The organism is Acidovorax sp. BoFeN1 (genome assembly GCF_003345135.1).
GTDB classification, from domain to species: Bacteria; Pseudomonadota; Gammaproteobacteria; order Burkholderiales; family Burkholderiaceae_C; genus Acidovorax; species Acidovorax defluvii.
Map to the genome: position 1 here is coordinate 1 of NZ_QOZT01000065.1, position 22,424 is coordinate 22,424.

At 55.5% G+C, this 22,424-nt stretch carries 15 protein-coding genes and 1 pseudogene; all 16 read right to left on the minus strand.

Annotation, left to right across the window (positions count from 1 at the left end; genetic code table 11):
• Positions 1 to 113 precede the first annotated feature (113 nt).
• Positions 114 to 1,148: a glycosyltransferase family 4 protein gene (locus DTW89_RS13955; RefSeq protein WP_114656398.1), complete on the minus strand. Its 1,035-nt coding sequence runs from the start codon at positions 1,146 to 1,148 to the stop codon at positions 114 to 116.
• Between the two features lie 14 nt (positions 1,149 to 1,162).
• Positions 1,163 to 2,365 carry a polysaccharide biosynthesis/export family protein gene (locus DTW89_RS13960; protein ID WP_201741008.1) on the minus strand — a complete coding sequence of 401 codons (1,203 nt, stop codon included), beginning with the start codon at positions 2,363 to 2,365 and terminating at the stop codon, positions 1,163 to 1,165.
• A 37-nt stretch (positions 2,366 to 2,402) separates the two neighbouring features.
• Positions 2,403 to 3,533 (minus strand): glycosyltransferase family 4 protein, encoded by a 1,131-nt coding sequence (locus tag DTW89_RS13965; RefSeq protein ID WP_330863506.1) that lies wholly within the window; start codon positions 3,531 to 3,533, stop codon positions 2,403 to 2,405.
• The gene (locus DTW89_RS13970; protein WP_114656399.1) at positions 3,530 to 4,432 is read right to left on the minus strand and encodes a GDP-mannose 4,6-dehydratase; all 903 of its coding nucleotides are present in this window, start codon (positions 4,430 to 4,432) and stop codon (positions 3,530 to 3,532) included. The genes DTW89_RS13965 and DTW89_RS13970 overlap by 4 nt, the downstream gene beginning before the upstream one ends.
• Positions 4,433 to 4,490: 58 nt before the next feature.
• Complete coding sequence (locus tag DTW89_RS13975) at positions 4,491 to 6,017, minus strand: phosphomannomutase (protein WP_236637146.1); 1,527 nt, start codon at positions 6,015 to 6,017, stop codon at positions 4,491 to 4,493.
• Positions 6,018 to 6,041: 24 nt separating this feature from the next.
• On the minus strand, positions 6,042 to 7,079 hold the full coding sequence (gmd, locus tag DTW89_RS13980; RefSeq protein ID WP_114656400.1) for a GDP-mannose 4,6-dehydratase: 1,038 nt from the start codon (positions 7,077 to 7,079) through the stop codon (positions 6,042 to 6,044).
• Positions 7,080 to 7,369: 290 nt separating this feature from the next.
• Positions 7,370 to 8,149, minus strand: coding sequence for a class I SAM-dependent methyltransferase (locus DTW89_RS13985; protein WP_114656401.1), 780 nt, complete (start codon positions 8,147 to 8,149; stop codon positions 7,370 to 7,372).
• Between the two features lie 97 nt (positions 8,150 to 8,246).
• Positions 8,247 to 12,620 carry a glycosyltransferase gene (locus DTW89_RS13990; RefSeq protein ID WP_114656402.1) on the minus strand — a complete coding sequence of 1,458 codons (4,374 nt, stop codon included), beginning with the start codon at positions 12,618 to 12,620 and terminating at the stop codon, positions 8,247 to 8,249.
• Positions 12,620 to 15,379: an FkbM family methyltransferase gene (locus tag DTW89_RS13995; protein ID WP_114656403.1), complete on the minus strand. Its 2,760-nt coding sequence runs from the start codon at positions 15,377 to 15,379 to the stop codon at positions 12,620 to 12,622. Before DTW89_RS13995 ends, DTW89_RS13990 begins: the two co-directional genes overlap by 1 nt.
• A complete protein-coding gene (locus DTW89_RS14000; protein WP_236637147.1) occupies positions 15,376 to 16,734 on the minus strand; it encodes a glycosyltransferase family 4 protein in 1,359 nt (452 codons plus the stop codon). Before DTW89_RS14000 ends, DTW89_RS13995 begins: the two co-directional genes overlap by 4 nt.
• Entirely contained in the window at positions 16,731 to 17,387 is a 657-nt protein-coding gene (locus tag DTW89_RS14005; RefSeq protein WP_114656404.1) for an ABC transporter ATP-binding protein, read from the minus strand. The genes DTW89_RS14000 and DTW89_RS14005 overlap by 4 nt, the downstream gene beginning before the upstream one ends.
• Complete coding sequence (locus DTW89_RS14010) at positions 17,384 to 18,190, minus strand: ABC transporter permease (protein ID WP_114656405.1); 807 nt, start codon at positions 18,188 to 18,190, stop codon at positions 17,384 to 17,386. The genes DTW89_RS14005 and DTW89_RS14010 overlap by 4 nt, the downstream gene beginning before the upstream one ends.
• An 11-nt stretch (positions 18,191 to 18,201) precedes the next feature.
• Positions 18,202 to 19,356: a hypothetical protein gene (locus DTW89_RS14015; protein ID WP_114656406.1), complete on the minus strand. Its 1,155-nt coding sequence runs from the start codon at positions 19,354 to 19,356 to the stop codon at positions 18,202 to 18,204.
• A gap of 43 nt (positions 19,357 to 19,399) precedes the next feature.
• Positions 19,400 to 20,815 (minus strand): mannose-1-phosphate guanylyltransferase/mannose-6-phosphate isomerase, encoded by a 1,416-nt coding sequence (locus DTW89_RS14020; protein ID WP_114656407.1) that lies wholly within the window; start codon positions 20,813 to 20,815, stop codon positions 19,400 to 19,402.
• Positions 20,816 to 21,173: 358 nt separating this feature from the next.
• A pseudogene (locus tag DTW89_RS14025) lies at positions 21,174 to 21,380 on the minus strand (transposase); the annotation flags it as partial.
• A gap of 46 nt (positions 21,381 to 21,426) precedes the next feature.
• Positions 21,427 to 22,287 (minus strand): IS3 family transposase, encoded by an 861-nt coding sequence (locus DTW89_RS14030; protein ID WP_114656408.1) that lies wholly within the window; start codon positions 22,285 to 22,287, stop codon positions 21,427 to 21,429.
• Positions 22,288 to 22,424 lie beyond the last annotated feature (137 nt).

Here is a 22,424-nt window from a genome sequence, read left to right on the forward strand (position 1 = left end):
CAGGCTCTCGGTGAAGGTGTCGGCTCCGCGCATGGATGGCTCGTCTGTCTGGTCAGTGGGGGGCTTGATTGTCGCGGCTGGGCGGCTGTCGCGGACTGTCGGTGGGGAGTATTTCAGCAGCCTGCTAACGGATCGACATACTCGGGAACCTCCCCAGCGATTTCCCGAAAAACCGACAGATCACTGGCAATGACCGGTACGCCCATGGACAACGCCTCAGCCAAAGGCATACCGTAGCCCTCCGCAAATGTGGGAAACAGCAAGGCCCTCGAATGGCGCAGCCAACAAGCCAACTCGCTATCGCTGCAGGCGGGCTGCTCAAAGACAAAACCCTTCAGCGTCTCGCAACGTTCCAGCAGATCGACCACGTTTTCGCACTCCCAACCACGCTGGCCGATGATGACCAGGCGGGGTGCCGCCTGCCCCAAGCGCTCGATCAATTGCCGCCACAACTGGAGCAACAGCCAATGGTTCTTGCGCGGCTCAATGGTGCCCAGGAACACAAAATACGGAGCATCTAATTTCGGCGGGGCAAACACCTCAGGCAGTCGGGCAGGCGCGAGCAATGCCACTGCAGTCTCTGGCATAGGACGAGAATTTGCCTGCGCATAAGCGGCGAACTCCGCAAGCGTGGCGGCTGAACTGGCAATAACGCCCTGCCCTGTAGAAAGCATGGTGTCCATTCGAACCCGGTGGCGCTCAGCTTCCCCGGGACGGCAATATTCAGGATGTGTCACAGGAATGAGATCATGAACTGAATACAGAGGTTTCAAGGCGCTACGTTGCAAAAATTGGGCGTAATACGTTTTCTCCAAACCGCTGTGCCCGGTATTGAAAAAAAACCGGGAATCGGTGAACTGACGACCCACACTACTCAAGAAAGACTTGGCAACTGCCAGCCGAACCAAAGCGTTGAAGTTGTCCGCTGGGGACAGCAGCCCATCAAAAACGCGCTCTGAATCCGCCAACGAAAGCTCTACCCATTGCCCAGAAAATCGCACCAGTGCCGTTGCACGATGGCCAAAATAGCGAATATATTCAAGGCTGACGCGATCCACCCCCGTGGGTAATCGCCCCTGCATCGCCCTATCTACTAGGCGTGTAACATCAATCAACGACTCACGCATGGAGTGGTTTGAAAATTTCATCCAAATTAAACAACTTAATTTCCCATATTAATAATGTTAGCAACGGGATAAACAGTGGAAACTACAACATTAAGGAATTTCTGCAATTCAGCCGCGGGCGCATTGGACACATACAGCACATCCTTGTTTTGCACCGGAAAGCTCTGCGCCACAAAGAAAGTGGCCGGATCTTTGAGGTTGACACGGTAAATAACCGGTATCTTCCCCTCAGGCGTTGTGGGCACCGTCTTTCCATTCAGCTCCATCGCGGCAGGCGACTCCAGCCTGAAAATAAACACACCTTGCGCATCGGCCCGCGAATCCTGCAGGCCACCCACACGGGCCAGGGCCTGCGCCAGCGAAATGCCCTGTGCTTCAAAGTTCAACTCTTCATTTTTGCCAGTGGCACCCAACACGGTAAAACTGAGTGGCTGAAACAGCGATGTCACCACGTCGCCGGGCTGAAGCACGATGTTTTGACGAGGATCCCGAATAATCGTGTCAAGGGGCAAGGCCTGCACCTGGTTGCCACGCGTTACCTGCAATGTCATTTTGTTGACCGGCTGGCGCGTGCCGCCCGCTGCGGCCAGCGCATCCAGCAGCCTTTCGCCGCGTGCTGTGAGTGGCATGCGCGTGCTCGTCGTCACCTCGCCTACTACCGTCACATTGGCCGTGTTATTGCGGATCACCCGCACCAGCACTTGCGGCTGGTTGGCCTTGCCCTTGAGGCGCTGCACGATGTCGGCCTCAATCTGCTGCGGGGTTCGCCCTGCGGCTGCAATTTGCCCCGCAAATGGAATGTTGATGCTGCCGTTGCTATTGACCATTTGTTCAGGCAAAGCCGTTACGCGCGTGGTGGCTGGCCCCGAGCGCGGGTCTATAGCGCCACTGCCAAACAAGGCGGCAGGCGGCGCCTCCCATACCGACACTTCAATCACATCACCCGCGCCAATCACATAACCCGGCTGGGCAGAAGCGCTGAATGTTTCAGAAAAAAGTGCCAGCCTCTGGCTGGCCAGCAGCCTGCGCGCCACGGCATCGTTCACATCCACAATCTGAATGCCTGAGCCGCTTGGCGTGTCGGGTGTTTGTTGCACTTGCTCTGTGCTGGGGCCTGATGAAGGCAGCCAGGTTGGGTAGGTAGAGCAGCCACTGAGCATGCCCACAGCACTTGCGGCAAGCAGTGAAACCAGCAATGAAACAGGACGGTTTAGTGCGCCAGCAGGTTTTGATTTCATGAATTTAAATTGCATTTTTTTATAATGTGGTCGTAATTCAGCGCATTACTTTTTTATAAACATCGACCGTTAGATCTACGCAGCGGCTCCACGTATAACTTTGGGCTATGGCCAAACCCGCCTTGCAGGCGGTTTCTCGCCAGGGTTCGTCGAACATACTTTTATGAATACCCTGGGTCAGCGCATCAATGTCATCAGGGTCCACCAGCAGGGCAGCGCCTTGCGTGACTTCAGGCAGTGAAGTGAACATGGAAGCAACCACCGGCACACCAGAGGCCATAGCCTCCAGCACCGGCAACCCGAAACCTTCGTAAACGGAAGGGTAAACAAACGCATGGGCGCCGGCATACAGCGCAGGCAAGTCGGCTTCTGGCACGAAACCCAGGTACCGCAGCCAGCCCTGCGCCGCCAAACGGTCAATTTTTTGGTGCAGTGCCTCACTCAGCCAACCAGCGCCGCCCACCAGCACCAAAGGGTATTGCTCACGCACCTGAGGCGAAAGGTTTTCATAGGCCTGCAGCAAGTTGGCAATTTTCTTGCGCGGCTCCAGCGTGGAAACGCACAACGCATAACGTTTAAACGCCAGCCCATATTTGGCCAGAAACGGGGCCAAGGAAGCGGCAGATGCCGGTGTAAATTGCGAAGAAACGCCCAGCGGCACTGCCGTGATTTTTTCTGCGGGCCAGCCCAGAAAACTCATGACTTCCAGGCGAGTGGCCTCAGAGTCGGTGACCAAGTGGTTTGCCCGCGCCATGGAGTTGGTGAACTCACGCTCAAAATGCCTGATGCGCTCCAGCGGATGCGTCTCGGGGTATTTGAAGACCGAAAGATCGTGCACGGTGGCAACCCCTGCCTCAGCGCAGGCCGGCAGAAAAAAGTTGGGGCCATGAAAAACCCGCCCGCGGCATGCTGCCGAGGTGCGCCAGTTGTGCAGCCAGTGCGGTCGCTTGAGCCGAAACAATGGCTTGGCTTTAGCCGTTGTGCCTGTATGCGCTGCCACCTGCAACAAACGGGCGGGCTCATCCACCCAGCGCCCACCCCGGTAAAACCGCACACCTTGCAGTTGGGCATGCTCTGGCAACCGCTGCGCCAGCTCCCATGTGTAGCGGCCAATTCCCGTGAGGCTGGGGGATAACGCCTCCACCGACAAGACCAGCTTCAAACTCACGCCTCCAGCATCCAGCGCAGGGTGTCGCGCAGCGCAATCTCAGGCACCTCACCCACCACCGCATCCAGCTTGGCCCGGCTGCCCACCAGCGTCTTGACCTCGTTCTGCCGCACAAAGGCGGGGTTCACCCGTACCTCAAAGTCGTGCCCCGAAATTTCACGCACCATGGCGAGCACATCGTTCAAAGACCAGGCCTGGCCCGTGCACACGTTGAAAGTCTGCCCAACGGCAGCCGGCGCCTCCAGCAGCCGCCGATATAGCTGAACCACATTGCGCACGTCGGAGAAATCACGCGCCACATCCAGGTTGCCCAGCTCAATGAGCGGGGCACGCCGGCGCACATGGTTGACGATTTTGGGAATCAAAAAGCTCTCTGCCTGCCCAACGCCCGTGTAGTTGAAAGGCCGCACCGTGATCAGCGGCAGGCGGTCTGCATACAGTCGCGCCACATACTCCATCGCCAACTTGCTGACGGCGTAGTCGTTGGCTGGGGCAGGCGGGGTGTTTTCGTCCAGCACACCGCCCACAGAGTTGCCGTACACGTTGGCACTGCTGGCCAGCAAAACCGCATCGAGCGGCGCTTTGCTTTGGGCCAACGCCTCCAGCAGGTGACGTGTGCCCACCAGATTGGTGCGGTAGATAGCCTCAATATCGCCATGCGCTACAAAAGCAATGGCAGCAAGGTGAACCACCTTGTCGGGCTGCACCTCATTCACCACTGCGGCCAGCCCTGCGGCGTCAGACAAATCAGCCACATGCAATGCACTGACCCCGGCAACCTTGCCAGAAGCAACGGGGTTATGCACCAGGCCATGCACCTCGTAACCCGCGCGCTGCAGTTCCGCCGCAAGGTAGCGGCCGGTGAAGCCGTCTGCTCCGGTAACCAAAATTTTGCTCATAGATTTACCTTGTGTGTTTCGTGCGTATGGTGAACCAGGCATTTGGCAGCTAATGCCATCATGCGTCTCGCCAGGTCGCCAAAACGCGCAGCGCCGCCAAGTTGATTTCAGCCGCGCGCTGTGCCGACAATGCCTCTGTGTAGCAGCGAAGCTCGGGTGCATTGCCTGATGGGCGCAGATGGATCACTTCCTGGTTGGCAAATGTGGCGCGCAAACCGTCAGTGGCGTTGAGGTCGCTTACGGTGCCAGATACCTCGCCAAACACCTGTTCAAAAGCCTGCCGCTGCTCGGAATCGCTGCCGGTCTGCAAGGCCGTCAGACGTGCCTGACTCAGGGCCGTGGGGAAGTTCTGAATCCGGTCGCTGCAGGTGAACCGGGCCGGCAAGGCGTCAAGCAATGCCGACACCGTGCAGCCCCTTGCACGCGCGCTGGCCATCACCGCTAGCATGGGCAGCACGGCATCGCGCGTGGGCAGGGGGGCCAACTCGCGCCCTTCGACGCGCATTGCGCTCATCAGCAAAAAGCCGCCGTTGGCCTCGTAGCCGCACACGCCCGGCAAGCCCTGCTGCAGAGCAGTCTGCATGGCCTCTATAACAAAGGGTGAGCCAATGCGCGTGCGCGGTGTCTGTGCAAACCAGCCGGATTTTTCAAGCGCGGTATTGCTGCTAACCGGCGTAGCCACGCACTGCGCGCCCAGGTAGTGGGCGCACAAAATGCCCAGCACATCGCCCCGCAGCCACTCGCCATGCTCATCGGCCACAAGCGGCCTGTCGGAGTCGCCATCGGTAGACACAATGGCGTCAAGCCGATGTTCGGCAGCCCATTGCCGCGCAAGCGCTACGTCTTCCGGGCGCACCGCTTCGGTGTCTACCGGAATAAACGTGGCCGAACGCCCCAGGGCCATCACCTCAGCGCCCAGCGCCTGCAGCAGCGTCACCAGCAGGTCGCGCCCCACTGCAGAGTGCTGGTACACCCCCACGCGCATGCCGCTCAAGGCATCTGCCCCAAAAAAGCGCACATACCGTTGCACATATGCCCCGGTCACGTCGACCACCGCAGGCAGCGCCTGCGGCAGCAGCAAGGCACCCGCTGCGTCAAACAGGCCCGCAGGCATGGCCACTTGCTGGGCTTTAATGCCCGCTTCGTCGGGCTTCAAAACTTCACCCGCAATGCGGTTGAACTTGATGCCGTTGCGGTCGTCGGGAATATGGCTGCCCGTGACCATGAGCGACGGAATCTTTACCGAAAACGCATGCAGCGCCAACGCGGGCGAAGGCACATAACCGCAAAACACCGGCACGCCACCTTGCGCCTGGATGGCTGCCACGCAAGCGGCCAGAATGCGCGGCGTGCTTGGCCGCAAATCACCCGCAAGAGCGACAGGCGTGCCCGGCGCAAACTCGCCCACGCTGGCCATGTGCTGCAAAAAGGCTGCCGTGTAGGCAAAGCACACCGCATCGGTCATGGCCACGACCGGGCCGCGCGCACCACTGGTGCCAAACGCAACCCCGCTTTGGGCCATGAGGTCACTGATATCCACCAGCGGGAGTTGCGTCATCGGCGTCATGGCCGTCATGGGCGTCATAGGGAAGGCCTTACTACTGACTAATTAGAACGAAAACCCGGCTTCATTGCGGCGAATGTCAGCCTCCACCATCATCTGGCACAGTTGCTCCAGCGTGGTGGCGGGTGCCCAGCCCAGCTTGGCCTTGGCTTTTTCGGGGTTGCCAATCAACAGCTCAACCTCAGCCGGACGGTAAAACTTGGGGTTAATGCGCATGACGGTTTTGCCGGTAGCCGTGTCAACCGCCGTTTCGCCTTCGGCCTCGCCTTTAAAGTCCACGGCAATGCCGGCACCTTTAAACGCCATGCGCACAAAGTCGCGCACGGTTTCGGTGCGGTTGGTGGCCAGCACAAAGGTGTCGGGCTCATCAGCCTGCAGCATCAGCCACATGCCTTCCACGTACTCTTTGGCAAAACCCCAGTCGCGTTTGGCATCGATGTTGCCCAGGTCCAGGCAGTCGAGCTTGCCCAGCTTGATCTTGGCAACGCTGTCGGTAATTTTGCGGGTCACAAACTCGCGGCCACGCAGCGGGCTTTCGTGGTTGAACAAAATGCCGCTGCTGCCAAAAATGTTGTAGCTCTCGCGGTAATTGATCGTCATCCAGTGTGCGTAGAGCTTGGCCACGCCGTAAGGGCTGCGCGGGTAAAAAGGCGTGTCTTCAATCTGCGGAATAGCCTGCACCTTGCCGAACATTTCAGACGTGCTGGCCTGGTAGAAACGCACCTTCGGGTTGACGATGCGAATGGCCTCAAGCAAATTCACGGGGCCAAGGCCGGTAATTTCTGCCGTGGTGACTGGCTGATCAAACGACACGCCCACAAAGCTCTGCGCGGCCAGGTTGTACACCTCGGTGGCACCCGTGGTTTGCAGCAGGCGAATGCTGGCCGACAGGTCGGTCAGGTCATATTCAACCAGGTGCAGGTTAGGGTGCTTGTCGACACCCAGCTCTTCAATGCGCCAGAAATTGACAGAGCTGGTGCGGCGGTAGGTGCCGTAAACCTTGTAGCCCTTGCCCAGTAACAGTTCGGCGAGATAAGCGCCGTCTTGGCCGGTAATACCTGTGATGATTGCTGTTTTAGTCATTTTGTAAGTCTACTTAAAGTTGAAACAATAGGAATACTAGGATATACGGTTTGAGTTGATCGAACGTGAACAGGAGCCGCCCCCGTTGGCTGCTTGCGGGGTCCGTGCAAGCACCGCCTTGGTCATTATTTCTGCTGCTTCGAATATCGCGTCAAAGACTGCGCATTGTTCGATGAATATATTACTGCTTACTGGCGTGGCCAGAATTTGCGCTCCATGACTTCAGAAATAATTGATGCCATCAAGATTAGGCCTCTCTAAAAAATTAGGATGGCATTGTATAAATCGAATCATGGCTTATTTATAACCAATGCGATTGAGGTTACAGTAAAATCCGCTATTCGTAATTTCAGATGCGGATTATGCGTGTAAGGCGGTATGTCCACAAAGTAATCTAAATCATCACCTCCATAATTCCAATCAATATTTATTGTGCAACCGGTTTTACGGACTTCGGTGATAATGGATTCAATGTCGCTCTTCCGATAAAGGACTGTTTCACCTGATGTAATGGTTTCTGAATTTGACGAAACATTGAATTCTGTCGTATGCACTGCAATGCCACCGGGTTTCAGCAAACGGAGTGAATTCAAAATAAAATCTTTGTCATGGTCAAGCGAACCTAGATGCTCAAGTGCACAGGATGACCAAATAAAATCGAAGTCGCTATTATATTTTTCCGGTATGTTGTTCATGTCGCAGAACTCGAAGGAGCATAGATCGCGAAACTGATCATCCGCGCATATTTTTCTCTTGTTTAATTTTTCAATGTTAGTTGCATGTTGCGATGTTTCGATCCACCCTTGTGAACTTCCACTTTGAGGATCCAAGTCAGTCGCAATAATTGTTGCGCCACGCATAGTAAAAGCCGAAACGAGTGGCTCTTCTCCTACGGCAAATCCAAACCCCTTTTTTCCATCTTTCAATACACCTGCGCTAGAAAGCGCTTGTGCAATAAAACACCACTCCCATACTTTACGATGCATATGTTTTGCTGAACCAAATAATGTAGCCCAGTAATCGAAATCGCTACTCTGTAGTTGGTTTTTTGTGCACAACTGGCTGATCATAAATAAATCCTGAAAAAAATTGTGATTGTTGGATTAAGCCAACTCGGTCGTAACGAATTGATCAAAGGTAACGACGATAAAGTTTGGTGCCCAGAACTCATTCATTTCGATGCCTCGATTTGTCAGAAGGGTTACTGTGTGCAGGCTGAAGCAACGCCGAACTGCCGATCAACTCTCGCTGTGATAGTTCAGCCTTCACTTCCGCGAAGTCTTGGGTGGGTTCCTTTGCTCTCGGTACGAATGATATGACTTGACTACTCTGTTTCTGGCCTTCCGGTTTGATCAATACCGCATCTCGATCAGGGGAATCCACTCTTGCTATGTTCTCTGAGTCGATACTGCTTGACTTTTGTTCACCTTGCCAAGGTGCAATCTCGATCATGGATACATGCAAATCAGTCTTCGCACTGACCCAGACCCTGACCTCTAGGTCGGTGCAAGGTGCATTCAGCGATAACAGCAGCGCTGCGAGACAACCATCCTTATCGGACTCGCTCAGAACAGACTCGCCAAGGATGAGATCGCCTTTATCAACGACGACATCCATACGTGCCCCGGAAGCGCCGTTTTTACCGAGTGCACCACGAATCACCACTCGATACTGGCCTGCGGCCAAGGGGATATAAGGGCCGAAAAGCAAGTACCCCGCCTGGCCTGTGCTCACGATGTCACGCCCGGTGCGTTTGCCCACTTGCGTACCCAGGCGGCTATCAGCACCCCAGAAGCGGCGTACATCGTCGGGCATCCACTGCCGATACCACTGATCGCCGAGTGTCACATCCAGCAAGTTTTGTGTACTTTGCTTCCATGTCAGCCATGGCATGGTGTCGGACTGTGGGGCCTGGCCTGCCTTGTCAAGCGCCAGCCACTTGCGCACGCCGTCAGCGAGCGCATCAGGTGTTAGGCCAGAGAAATAGAAAGCGTGCTCTGCTGCCACCTCGCGAAACACGGGGATGTCGCGGGCAATGATGGGTAGCTTATGCTGTGCAGCCTCAATGAGCGGCAGGCCAAAGCCCTCGCCTTCTGAAGCGGCGATCAAACATGTAGAGGCCGCATAGACTTCTTCGAGGTATTCATCGCTAATTCCATCCAGCCAAAACAAGCGTCGATCGCGTTCTGAATGGCTGCTTAATGCGTCGATCAGTTGATCTACATTCCAGCCATGCTTGCCCACGAACACCAAATTGACATCAACGCCTTTATTCCAGAGTCGTTCAAATGCTGCCAGCGTTTGCTGCTGCCCTTTTCGCGGTTCGATCGTCCCAACACTTAAAAAAGTCGGGCGGCGGGATATGGTTTTCAACACATGCTCTACATCAACGGGCAAACCTTTTGTTGGGACTGACTCAGCCACATCCGCGCCTAGGTGAAACCAGCCTATCTTAAGCGGGCGCAAACGCGCAGGGCCAAATACGTTGAGCCATTCCGCCATCTCATCCGCTACGGCACGGGAGATGCACAAAACACCATCTGTACGCGCAAGCATATCTAACCAACGTGCGTGCAAAGTATGAACCCCGTCCGGGAAGCGGTGGGGCATTAGGATGGGCAATAAATCATAAATGATAAAGTTAACTTGAACACCAACTCGTCTCATGTAGGCATAAAAATCAACCTGAGCTAAAGCAATATGGTGTGTAAGGTCCAGGCATAGGTAAACATCGCCATTTGCAACATTTATCGGGTCGTCTACTAAGGCCGTAGTGGGACAACCCATAAAACCTAGCGTAAATTGACGAGCGTAACGATAAGGGCCATCTGGATAAGCATAGACTGGTTCGACTCTGAATCCTTTGGGTGGATTTTCGAGAAGTTCGGAAAGGATACTGCGAACCACTCGCTGAATGCCACTTTTGGCATCAGACTGTACTAATACTGAAATATCAAGTAGTAACTGTTTTTTTGCAGGCCATTGATCGTTTCTGTCGATAGATAATGAAAGTGATAACCACTCATTTTCATTTATTAATTTATCTTCAATTTTTCCGATCGCATTGATTAAGCTGGCTGTGCCAATTTTTTCCTGTTTATAGTAACGCTCAATAGCTTGCGTATATCGATCAGCACAGGTGCGTGGTGCATGCTGCGTGTGAACCACTTCACGCGCGAGCGCTCCAATGGCATGGCGGTTTTTTTCATCTTTCCATAAGGTTTCAAGTGCACTAGTCAGATCAACGTCATCAAATTCGTCAGGTAACATATATACGGCATCTTCTGGCAAGTCAGCCATTGAGCCGTTCGCATTAACGATAGTGGGTAAACCATAGTTCATGCAGTCCAGTACGGCAGCGGAGGTTTCACCACGAGACAGGGTACGTAGTTGCACACCCACGTCAGCGGCTGCCAGATATTGACGAAACTGCGCTGTATCTGTCCAGCCAGTGATACGTATGCGATTAGAGAGATCATTATTACGGATCGTAGCAGTCAGTTCTGCACCGTAATCACCAGCGTGATTTTCCCCCACGAACACAAGGTAGCAGCGTTTGTCTTTGCTGAGTGGCGACGCTAACCAAGCATCCAGCAAACGCCGATTTAGTTTGTTAGGGCTCAACAAGCCAAAACTACATACCAAAAATACATCTTCGTCCAATCCCAAGGCTAAGCGTGCCTTTGAGCGCCCATCTGCAACTGCTGGGGTACGGAGTAAAGGAATAACAGACCAATCCTTAGGAAAGGTTTCCCCTAGCCATTGACTAGCAAGCCGTCGCGAACTTTCTGAGTGAACAATCACGCCTTGTGCATTTTCAAGGACAGTCTTGTTACAAGGGTAATGCCAGACTACATCAGCGATATCTTTAGCATCGTAGCGCTCTTGGACAGCCTTGTATCCGTGACTGTGATACAACTCACGGGTCCAGCAGTTCGGGGAAAATCCATGCGCATCCATATGATGGATAATTCCGCTCAGGAAAAAGTCATGCAAGACCACAACTCCAGGTATTGGCGCCAGCAGGTCAAACATATGCTGATGGTATGGTGAGTTACCAAAATGATACAGAACGCGATCATAAAGGTGGCCATGGCTTGAGAACCAGAGCACTGTTCGCACTGAGCAGTTCTCTTTGATCCATGGGTCAGTGACGGTTTCCTGCGCCACAATTACATCTATATCGTAGTGACGCGCTAGTTCTAATAGCAGTTCTGCACTGTAATCAGCGATACCGGTACGTTCGGGCGGAAGTGGCGAAACATATGCCAACTTGGGCCTGGAAATAGGTTGAGAGAAAGTCGGCTGGTTCCTCAAATTTTCAGCGTGAAATTTCTCAAATGCGCCAATTGCCAATTTGGCACTTTCGTCCCAAGAAAATTTCTTGGCTTGTGCCAACCCGTGCTGGATCAACTCTTCACGATAAGCATCATCCGTCAGGACTTGTTGAATTTTTTGGGCTATTGCTCTGTCGACGTGCGGGTTAAACAACGCGTCTTCTCTTCCGACTACTTCGGGCAGGCTTGACGTATTTGCTGCTATTACAGCTGCCCCGCAACACATCGCCTCCAAAGCTGGGAGACCAAAGCCTTCATGCCAGGAAGGAAAAATAAATGATTTGCACAAATGATAAAGAGCAATTAAATCATTTTCTGGGACGAATCCGGTAAGTATTAACTCGTCCGCAGCTAGACCTTGCTTCGCTGCCAAGTCTGCTAATATTCGGCGCGTATCATCGTGAACAGAACAAACAATAGCGAGCTGATGCTTCATACGCAGAGATTGGGGAAGCAATGCATATGCGCGAATCAGTCCTTCTATATTTTTACGGTGATCAATGCCACCGGTATACATAATGAAAGGTTTCAGCAATCCATAGCGCTCACGTACATCACGCTCTATCACACTGCTAATATTAATATATTTAAACTGTGGATCAGCGGCTGTACCTACGTTGATTGAACGCTCTATTGGAAACCCAAGGTAATCAATACCTTCTTGACGAGACGATTCGGAAATGGCTAGCAATAGGCTGGATCTTCGTATTTGGTCAAGCTTGTTTTCATACCACGACTCGACTACAAGGTTATCCAAATATGGTGATCTATTGATTAAAGGGATTAAATCGTACAGAGTGACTGCAGTAGGTATGGTTTGTGTAAGTAACCCAATACTTGTCACCGCATCATCAGTCAGCCCCTCAAATAGGCTAGTCACATAAAGTATGTCCGGAGAAAGCGTTGCCAGAAATGCCTCACGGCTCAACTCAGCTGTTTTCCTCCTCCAATTATTTGCCGGATCAATGTGGCTAACCGGTCCGACTGCATGCCACACACGGATATTTTCTTGTGGCAATTGCTGATCGAACAGAGCCCTAATTGGTTCAATCGTATCGTGAAATAGACCGTTAAGGACTATTAGCACCTCATGCGAGCCCTTATTTCGGATGATCGCCTGCGCTAACGACAACGTGTATCGTCCAATTCCACGGTTACGAGATCCGCTACTTTGTGCCCCTTGTAGATCAATCACGATACGCATTACTCTGTCCTCTCAGCATGAGCTGCTGCTACTGTTTTGAGTTGAAAATAAATATCTTTTGCACGTGGCGAGAGTTGCTTAAGCCCTTCTGGCTCTGGCGGCTGAATAGATGTCGTGCTTGATTCACCCGGCACTATCAAGGGTGCGCTACTCACTGCAGCGACGACAGACCGAGTTTCTTGCACAACCAGATGATGCAAACCGGCAAGTGCCGTCTCCAGCTGATTAAAACGGCGTTTGCTCTCATCACCCAGGACAAAAACCTGGTTTTCAATACTGCGCAATTTGCGTTCGGTGGGGTGATTGCCCTCCCAGCCATTAACCAGCCTGAATAGCCAGCCAATCAAGGGGTATTGCGCTCTTTGATGGCGTTCAATCGCGATATCCAGCCCCGGCAGTTTGGCTGCGTGGTTTTTACCTTCTTTTGACAAGCCCAATTGCGCCAGAATCTGGATTTTTGAAAATCCCGCGCGCAGGCGATTCAGGTAGTAGTTGAGCCCTTCAAGGTCGGGGGCCCGACCCAACAACGTCAGGTAGGCGGATTGAATGAAGTGCTGATCGTATTGGGCCAATAATTCATCGAGCGTGGAGGCTGCGACTGGAGCTGGTGTAGGCGACATAGTCACTGGTGCAGGGAACGGAATGGTGGGCTCAATCGTTGCGAATTGAGCGTTGATCAATGGGGCTTCTGAAACTGGCTGGCTATTTGCCAGTGGTGGGGCATCCGGGGCCATTGCTGCGTCTGGGGTTGGCACATGATTTTCAACAGCGGTGGCGGGTATTTCGGGCTTTGCAGACGTAAGTTGCACATCCATTGACTGCGGCGCTGCCACAGCCTTCTGCATTGGCCTGCTTGATTCATCCGTCTTGAGGGATATGGCTGCGGCATTGCCTTGCGGTGCAATGAGCGCGGCCAGCTTGCGCAGCGGGGCGGTTATGCGCCAACTGAGGGACATATGCACCCTGTCCAGGTGGTGCTGCAATTCGGCCAGCGACTGGCGCAGTTGCAGGCTGGCTTGCTGCTCGAACAACACCTCGGCTTTGAGTTCTGCCTCCAAAGCTGCGCAAGCGGCCAGCGCGCGCTGGTGCTCGCCCAGCTTGGCGCTGCGTTCTGCATCATGCTGCTGCGTGAGCAATTGCCTGGCGTGATGAAGGGCATGCACGTCGTGTTGCAGGGCTGCAATTTCCTTGCCGAGTGCTTTTTCGTTGTGCGCCCAGTCGCGCTCCAGACTGCGTAGCGTTTCTTGAGCGGTTTGCAACTGTTGGGCAAGCACCTGCTGCCGCTCGGCATGTTCGCGCTGCAGCGCACGCTCTTGCTCGTCGTGGCTGCGCGCCAGTTCGGTGTTCTCTTGCGCGGCTTGCTGCTGTATTTGCAGCAATTGCGCGGCGATTTCCTGCTCGCGCTGCACCTGGCTGCGCAGCTGGCTTTCTAACGCCTGGTGCGATTGGCGGGTTTGTTCCACGTGTTCTTTTTCGCGCAGCGCCCATTCCTGCTGCAGGCGCTTGAGTTCTTGTTGCCCGGCTTGCAGTTGTTCAGTGAGTGCCGCTTCCCTCTCTGCGTACTGGCCGCGCAGGGATCGCTCTTGCGCGCCATGGCTGCGCGCCAGTGCTGTTTTTTCTTGCTCGGCCTGCTGCTGGGCTTTGAGCAGTTGCGCTGCAAGCTGCTGCTCGCGCTGCACCAGTTGGCGCAGCAGGTTCTCCAGCTCCTGGCGCGATTGGCTGTTTTGCTCATGCAGCGTTTGTTCGCGTACCGCGCGCTCTTGCTGCAGCCGGTTCAATTGCTCTTGCAGCGCCTGCAGTTTCTGGTGCAGGCTTTGCTCACGCTCGGCGTACTGAATCTGCAGTGCACTGGCCTGTTCTCCGTGCTTGTGAGTCAGTTCGGCCTTCTCTTGATCGGCTTGATCTTGCAACGCCTGCAGTTTTTGCTGAAGAATCTGCTCCCTCTCGGCGTGTTCCACGCGCAGGGCGCGTTCTTGCTCGCTCTGGCTGAGCGTCAGTTCAGCCAGGTGCTTTTCGGTTGCGCTGATCTTTTCTTGGCAACGCGCCGCTATGAGCTGATGAAAAGGTGCGCTGGCGGTGCCGTTGAGGGCAAAACCGTCAAAAACGTTGGGGGGCGAGGCGAAGGCGGCCTTCAGTTCAGGATGCGTGTCTGAAACGTAATACCGGTTCAGGCCGTCAAAACAAACCGAGGTATAGCCATAGCCAAGCAGTATGGATTCCCAACTTTGGTGGGTCTCGATCTGTGTGAGCGGTAGCGTGCTTTCCACCACCACAATCCAAGGCCGCGCCGTTGACGTGCCCCAGCTTGACAGCACTTGCTGCTCAAAACCTTCTACGTCTATCTTGAGCCAGTGTATTTCTTGCTCTGCACATAATTGAAAAACGGCAGAGAGGGGAATGCAAGGCACATTGGTTTCGCGCACGTCGAAGCCACGTGCGCGATGCTGCGCTGCTATCGCTGCGTCTGCCGTTGAAATGCCGGTGTCGGGAATTTCAAAAAACGGCAACACCGCCGGGTCTGCTCCAACCGCAGCCTGAATAACCGTGTCGCCGGGTCGCTGCTGCCTGAGCAGCTCAGCATAGTGTGGTGTGGGTTCCACATGAATACCTTGCCAGCCGTGCTCATGGAATGCAAGGCTGACAGAGTCGATGATCGGGTCCTGGGCACCAATATCTATATACAAGCCCCGCTCGATATGACCAAGGGCCCGCCAAAGCATGACGTCTTCAAAATTTTGCGCGTAAGAAATGATGCTCATGCGACCGATCCGGGTGGGCAGGTAGTTGAGGTGCCTGCGTTGAGAGCAGCAGCGGCGTTGTTTTGCTTGTGCACTGGGTGTTCCAAGTTCAAGGCCTGCAGTAGCTGGGCAGCCGAAAGTTGCCAGGTGGGGAAACGCGGCCCGGTTGTGCCTGTCGCAGGCGCGGGCGCTTGGGAGGCAGGCTGCCCCAGCCAGTCGGCCAGGGCGCCAGCCAGCCCCTGGGGGGTTTCGCTGTCGAAGCAGCTTAGGCCTGGCACCGCCATTTCGCGGAAAACAGGGAGATCGCGTGCCAGTACGGGTTTGCCATGCAGCGCGGCCTCGATCAAGGGCAGGCCAAAGCCTTCCGCGCGCGAGGCCACGAGCACGCCGCCGCAGGCGGCATAGAGTTGCGCCAAATATTCATCACTGACGTCTTCCAGCCAGAAAAGCCGCTGGCCTGCTTGGGGATGGCGGCGCAGTTTTTCTTGCAGTGCCTGGGTTTTCCAGCCCGGGCGGCCGACGATGACTAATAGAGCCCCGTTGCCCTGTTGCCAAAGCTGCTCAAAAGCGGCCAGCGCCTGGTCGTGGCCTTTGCGCGGCTCCAGTGTGCCGACCATCAAAACGGCGGGGGTGTTGCGCAGACGCGCCAACAGAATTTGGGCATCTGCTGGAAGGCCACCGCTGGGCGCGCTGGCGTCTATATCTGCCCCCAATACGATGGTGCTGGCAGGTAAGGCTGTGGGCAGCACGCCAAAGTGAGTGTTCAGCCAGGTGTGCAGTTGAAGCTTGACAATTTCAGAAATGCAAATGGCACTGTCGGCATACACGGCCAGCCACTTGATCCAGCGTTTGAAGTTGCGGGTGGTTTTGGGCTTGAACCATTCTGGGTGCTGCAGTGGTAACAGGTCATAAACCACCACATGCACTTTTACACCGTTTCTTTTCCAGTGCAGCACCTGCGTCTGGTGGCGAGGCAACAGATGGGCTGCTAGGTCAAGGCCCAAGAACAGGTCGCCGCATTCCACTTGCACGTCCGCCGGCACTGGCGACATCGCGGCCCCCGGTGCCTGCGCTGGTGGGGTAAGAAAGTTGGGGTTGGCATAGCGGTAGCCGTGCTGGCGCGTGGCAAAAATGGGGCAAACACAATAGCCCGCAGGCGGCGCCCTCAACAGTTGCAGCAGCAGTGCCCGCACCGCGCGCTGGATGCCCGTGCGGGCGTCGCTTTGGTGAATGACGGAAACATCGACCAGCAGTTGCCGTGTCTGCGTGTGTGCTGTTGCTGCTATTGAGGCAGGCTCATTCAGGCATTGCCGGGCGTATCGCACGGGCATGAGCGTGAGTACCCATGCGGGCAGCTGCCAGGCAAGCGCTTTCATTGTGCTGCGTGGTCTTGATAGAACGCAAACGCATCATCCACATGGTCAAACGTGGTGAGCTTGCCTTGAACCAACACGGCCGCATGGTCGCAGTGCGCGCGCACGTAGCCAGGGTCATGAGAGACGATGATCATGGCCCGGTCTTTGCGCTTTTCAAACAACTCAATGCGGCATTTCTCGTGAAAACGACTGTCGCCCACTGCCACAATTTCGTCGATCAAAAAGCAATCAAACTCCACCACCATGCTGATGGCAAATGCCAGGCGCGCGCGCATGCCGGCTGAATAGGTTTTGACGGGCTCGCGCAGGTAGCGGCCCAATTCAGAAAAATCCTGCACATAGGCAATCTTGTCTTCGGTGCTCTTGCCATACACCCGGCAGATGAAGCGCAGGTTATCCAGACCCGTGAGCGAGCCCTGAAAAGCGCCGCCAAAAGCAAGCGGCCAGGACACGCTCATTTCACGCCGGATTTGACCAGCGCTGGGACGCTCCGCGCCACTGATTAGGCGAATCATGGTGGACTTGCCCGCTCCGTTGCGGCCCAGAATGCCCACCTTTTCACCCGGCCGAATGGTGAGGTTGACGTCGTCCAGCACTGTGACGTTGCCGTGGCGCGTGGCATAGCTCTTGGTGACATGCTCGATATGGATCATTCGGGCATCACCGTGCGGCTGATTTCGCGCATTTTCGCCATGCCCAGCAGACTCAAGCAGGCGCAGAAAACAGCCATGTAGCCTATGTCGTAGTGCGCCTTGAAAGTGGAGCCGAAGTAGCCTTCGCGCAGCAGCTCTACGCCGTGCACCATGGGCAGAATCAGCACAAACTGTTGTGCGACTGAGGGCAATGCATCCACCATAAAGGCAGCGCCCGAGAGCGGGAAAAGCAGGTACGACGCCGGGTGCCAGATTTTGTCAACAATTTCGGATTGCTCGCTCAAGGCCCCCATCAAGATGGCCAACGAAAAACCAAACCAGGCGAGCATGAACCAGGCAAACAGCACCTTGCCAATGTCTTCGGGCGGGCTGATCCAGCCAATGGCAATAAAAAACAGGCTTAGCACCGTGAATGAAATGGTCGCACCCGCAGCCTCCAGCAGCAGCCGCGCGGCAAAAATGTCCATCACTTTCACATGGCGGTGGTACATCAATGCCAGGTTGGGGCCAATGGCACCAATGCAGCGGCTGGGCATGTTGCGCCACAGCAAGACGCTGGAATAGCCGGTGATAGCAAAAGCCACAATCGGCAGGTTGGAGCCATGCCCAATCCCGGCAAGCGTCCATAGTGCGGTCACGCCCAGCGTGAACATCATGGGCTCAACAAAGAGCCACAAGAAGCCGATGTTGTGACGCCCATAGCGGGTGAGCACTTCGCGCATCAACAAGGCGCCAATAACCCGGCGCTGTATGGCCCAAGAGGCGCGCAGGGATGATTGCGGTTTTGGGGACGAGCCTTCCATGGTCTCCCCTTTCAATCCTGGTGTTCCCGCACGCCAGCCAGCAGCATGCTCAAGATGCCCCATGCCACCAGGCCCAGCACAAAGGTTGCGACGATGCTGCGCAGGCGACGTGGTTCGAGGGCGATGTCGGGCAGGCTGGGCTGGGCGATGCGTTCGATGTACACCTGTTTACGCTGGGCTTCGCTGCGGGCCTGCTCTAACGACGCGAGGGCGCTGGCCAGCTGTTTGTCGGCAAATTCGCGCTCCAGCGCCAGGCGCTGGTATTCGGCCGCCTTGTTGGCCAGCGAGAGCTCGCCACCAGTGACCTTGGTGGTTTCGGCGGCCATTTCGGCCTGCAGCGTAGTGGCGCGTGTTTGCAGGGCCGGAATTTGCGGGTTTTGCGGGGTAAAGGCCTTGAGCTGGGCCAGCTGGGTCTTGGTGGCGATCAACTCGTCTTGCAGTTTGGCCACTTGCTGCAGTTGCACCGTAGCTTGTCTTTCAGGATCCACCACGCCCTTGGCGTTACGGTAGGACGAAAGCGCCAGGGCGGCGGATTTGGATTTGGCTTCCGCCTCGGCCACTTCAGACGCGGCAGAGCGAATCAAATCCTGGCGGCCGCGTTCGTTCAGGCGGTTGACCAGGCCTTCACTCAGCTCCAGCAGCTTCTGGTTGATGTTCTGCGCATCTTGCGCGGTGTAGGCGCGCACGGTCAGCGTAGTGATGGACGAAGCGCTGTCTTGCTGAATGTCCACCTTCTTTTGGTAGTAGCGGTGCAAGGCTTCGAAGCTGGTGTCAAAGTCGAGCCCGCCAAAGCGGCTCACCCGGTCCACCGTGTCGCTGGCAAATGCCTTGCCAATGGCTAGCGTGTCATCTATTTCCTTGAGCGCATCGCGTGAGAGCACATAGTCGCGCACGGTGTAGCTGTCGTCTTGCGCGCGCGAAAAGCCTGCGCCCTTGAGCAATGCGCCCAAGCCAGTGGCAACTTGCCTGTCTGGACTGCGCACGACAATGCGGCTTTCAGAGACATAGACATCAGACGCCATCAAACCAAAGTAGAGAGTCGCCAGCACAGTGGGCGCAACTACTGTCAGTAGAAAGAGGCGGTTGATGCCGGACAAACGTTTTTTCAGGGATTGGCGCCCGTTACTGGAGGCCCCGTTCAACGCGGGGGGTGATTGGATTTCCAAGAGATGTTCCTATTTGTGTCGAATTCGGTCGGGTCAAAGATTATTAAACCCGCCCGTAAACGTCCTGAAAGCGAACGATGTCGTCTTCGCCAAGGTATTGACCACTTTGCACTTCAATCATGACCAAGTTCAGGATGCCGGGGTTCTCCAGCCGATGCTTGTGGCCTGCAGGGATGTAGGTAGATTCGTTGGTGTTGACGAATAACTCATGATCACCATTGACTACCCTGGCCATGCCGCTCACGACGATCCAGTGCTCGCTGCGGTGATGGTGCATTTGCAGCGACAGAGACGCACCGGGCTTGACCTCGATGCGCTTTATTTTGTAGGCGGGGTCTTCTTCAAGCACCGTGTAGGTGCCCCATGGACGATGCACAGTCAGATGATGTTTGTGTGCATCATGCCCATTCGTCTTGAGCGTTTTGTACAGGTGCTTGACATCCTGCGCGCGGGCCTTATCGGCCACCAGCAAGGCATCGGGTGTGTCAACAATGATGAGGTTGTCCACACCCACTGCGCCGATAACACGATTGTCGCTTTGGATGTAGCAGTTGGAGACATCGTGCAAGAGCGCCTCGCCATTGATCCGGTTGCCATCGCTGTCAGCGGCGGAAAGGTCGCCCAATGCTGTCCAGGAGCCGATGTCGCTCCAGCCAATGGTGCAGGGAACCACGGCGATCTGGTCTGATTGCTCCATCACGGCGTAATCGATGGAGTCGTCCGGGACTTTTGCAAAGCTGGCCGAATCAAGCTCCAGCTCTATCAGGTCTTTGCCTTCAGCCCTGCGAGACTGCGCTATGCACAACTGGGTCGCCGCAAGAATGTCCGGGCAATGCTGTTGCATCGCTTGCAGCATGGTGCCTGCCTGAAAGCAGAACATGCCAGAGTTCCACAGGAAGCGGCCAGAATCTACGTATTCGCGGGCTTTTTCAAGAGAAGGTTTTTCCACAAAACGTAGCACCTGGTTGCCTTCAGCTTCGATGTAGCCGTAGCCGGTTTCAGGGGCATCGGGCTGGATGCCGAACGTGACCAGCTTGCCCTGCTGGGCCAGCACTGCGGCCTGGGCCACGGCATTGGTGAAGGCTTCTTGGTCGGCGATCAGATGGTCGGCAGCGAGCACAAGCAAAAGTGCATCGTCACCGTGCGCCTGGACTGCATGCAGCGCTGCGGCGGCAATGGCTGCAGCGGTGTTGCGGCCGAAGGGTTCCAGGATGAAAGATGTCGCCAGCTGGGCTGTGTTGACTTCACGAAATTCGTCTTGGGTTTTGAAGAAAAGCTCTCGATTTGTGACGGTGAGCACTTCAGTGACCCCGGGCAGGGTTGCCCCGCGGAGAAAGGCTTTTTGCAGCAAGCTTTGCCCGTCTGCCAACCGAATGAAAGGCTTGGGATGGAGTTCGCGCGAAACGGGCCAAAGACGAGATCCAGCGCCGCCACACAGAATTGCAGGGATGAGTTTCATTAAAAATGATGGTAGTTTTAGATCCCGCAGACGAAACACTTACGCGGAAAGGAAAATATGTGTGCGAGCAGCACCCATAGCAAAGGCGCATTTGCCTGACCTTGGATTATGTGTCTTAAATGTAACAGAATGGTGACAGACACACTGCACGGTATGCAGAGATACGGCATGAAGCTGGGCATGCGCACGGAGGGCAAATACCTGGCGCGTTAGCAGGCTGCTGAAATACTCCCGTGCGTCCGAACCTGCTCAGCGGCGGCAAGCGCATTTTTCGCAGCAGCTTTCCGTATGCTGGAAGTCAGCCCGTAAAACCTGCGTGTTTTCAGCCGTACAGCACGGTTTTCTGATCCTTTTCCCTTTACACCTGCCCCTGCAGACGGATTTGCCCCAAGCTGCGCAGTCGCGTGAGGTTGTAGCCCGCCATCGTCAGCACAAACAGCTGATCAACCTTCTTGATCCCGCGCACCACCACCTGACGCATGTGCCCCACCGTCTTGGCCCAGCCAAAGCCTTGTTCGATCAGCTTTCTCTTTTGCTGGGAGATGGCGTAGCCTTCGCTGCCCGCGTGTCGTGGTCAAGTTTTTTCAGACATTCCGATAGGGGAAGTTCGTTCAAGCTGAGTGAGCTGCAAACGCCTGATGCATCTCGTAGCTATTGGGTGACTGGTATCCCAGCGTGGAGTGCAGCCTGATAGGGTTGTAGAAGCCCACGATGTAGTCCGCGATGTCCGCCTTGGCCTCGGCATGGTTTGCATAGTCGCGCTGCCAGACACGCTCCATCTTCAAACTCAGGAAGAATCGCTCCAACACTGCGTTGTCCCAGCAGTTGCCCTTGCGACTCATGCTGCTCACCAGGCCGTGGCTGTGCAGCAACCCCATGTGCAGCTCGCTGGCGTACTGACTGCCTCGGTCCGAATGAACCAGCAATCCCGGCTTGGGGCGGCGGCTTGTGATGGCCATGCTCAGCGCCTCGCACACCAGCTGTGCTGGCATGCTCGGGGCCATGGCCCAGCCCACTACTTTTCTGGAGAACAGGTCCAGCACCACCGCCAGATAGAGCCAGCCACTGCGTGTGCGAACGTAGGTGATGTCGCTGGACCATGTCTGGTTGGGCTTGTCAGGACTGAACTGGCGCTGCAGTACGTTGTCTGCAACGGCCAAGCCATGGCGACTGTCGGTGGTGTGCGTGAACTTGCGCCGCCAGCGCGCTCGCAGCCCGTGCGCGGCCATCAGGGTGCGTGCTTTGTGGCGCCCAACAGCCCAGCCTTGCAATTTCAGCTGTGCACTCAGGCGGCGACTGCCGTAGCTGCTGCCACTGGCATGGAAGACTGCTTTGGCCTGAAGGCTCAGTGGGCTCACTGCAGCCTTTGTGGTGGCACGCTTGCGCGCCGCGTACCAGCCCGAGCGGCTCATGCCGAGCACCCTGCACCACTGGCTCACTGTGGCCTTCTGCGCCTGTGCTTGCGGACTCATCAGGTCCTGACAGTAGTGTCCGGCTTATTTGATGCTGAAGGGCGGCAACGCCAGTATTGAAGCGGGTTTCAGAGGATTCATGGGTGTCCACGATTTGAATTTCGTTTAGCTCATTTGCGATGCTCGCGGGTTTCAAC

Bases quoted from the DNA above. Each gene is read 5' to 3' on its own strand.
- DTW89_RS13955 (WP_114656398.1), bottom strand. From the start codon at position 1,148: ATGAAATTTTCAAACCACTCCATGCGTGAGTCGTTGATTGATGTTACA.
- DTW89_RS13960 (WP_201741008.1), bottom strand. From the start codon at position 2,365: ATGAAATCAAAACCTGCTGGCGCACTAAACCGTCCTGTTTCATTGCTG.
- DTW89_RS13970 (WP_114656399.1), bottom strand. From the start codon at position 4,432: ATGAGCAAAATTTTGGTTACCGGAGCAGACGGCTTCACCGGCCGCTAC.
- DTW89_RS13975 (WP_236637146.1), bottom strand. From the start codon at position 6,017: ATGACGCCCATGACGGCCATGACGCCGATGACGCAACTCCCGCTGGTG.
- gmd (WP_114656400.1), bottom strand. From the start codon at position 7,079: ATGACTAAAACAGCAATCATCACAGGTATTACCGGCCAAGACGGCGCT.
- DTW89_RS13985 (WP_114656401.1), bottom strand. From the start codon at position 8,149: ATGATCAGCCAGTTGTGCACAAAAAACCAACTACAGAGTAGCGATTTC.
- DTW89_RS13990 (WP_114656402.1), bottom strand. From the start codon at position 12,620: ATGCGTATCGTGATTGATCTACAAGGGGCACAAAGTAGCGGATCTCGT.
- DTW89_RS13995 (WP_114656403.1), bottom strand. From the start codon at position 15,379: ATGAGCATCATTTCTTACGCGCAAAATTTTGAAGACGTCATGCTTTGG.
- DTW89_RS14000 (WP_236637147.1), bottom strand. From the start codon at position 16,734: ATGAAAGCGCTTGCCTGGCAGCTGCCCGCATGGGTACTCACGCTCATG.
- DTW89_RS14005 (WP_114656404.1), bottom strand. From the start codon at position 17,387: ATGATCCATATCGAGCATGTCACCAAGAGCTATGCCACGCGCCACGGC.
- DTW89_RS14010 (WP_114656405.1), bottom strand. From the start codon at position 18,190: ATGGAAGGCTCGTCCCCAAAACCGCAATCATCCCTGCGCGCCTCTTGG.
- DTW89_RS14020 (WP_114656407.1), bottom strand. From the start codon at position 20,815: ATGAAACTCATCCCTGCAATTCTGTGTGGCGGCGCTGGATCTCGTCTT.
- DTW89_RS14030 (WP_114656408.1), bottom strand. From the start codon at position 22,287: ATGAGTCCGCAAGCACAGGCGCAGAAGGCCACAGTGAGCCAGTGGTGC.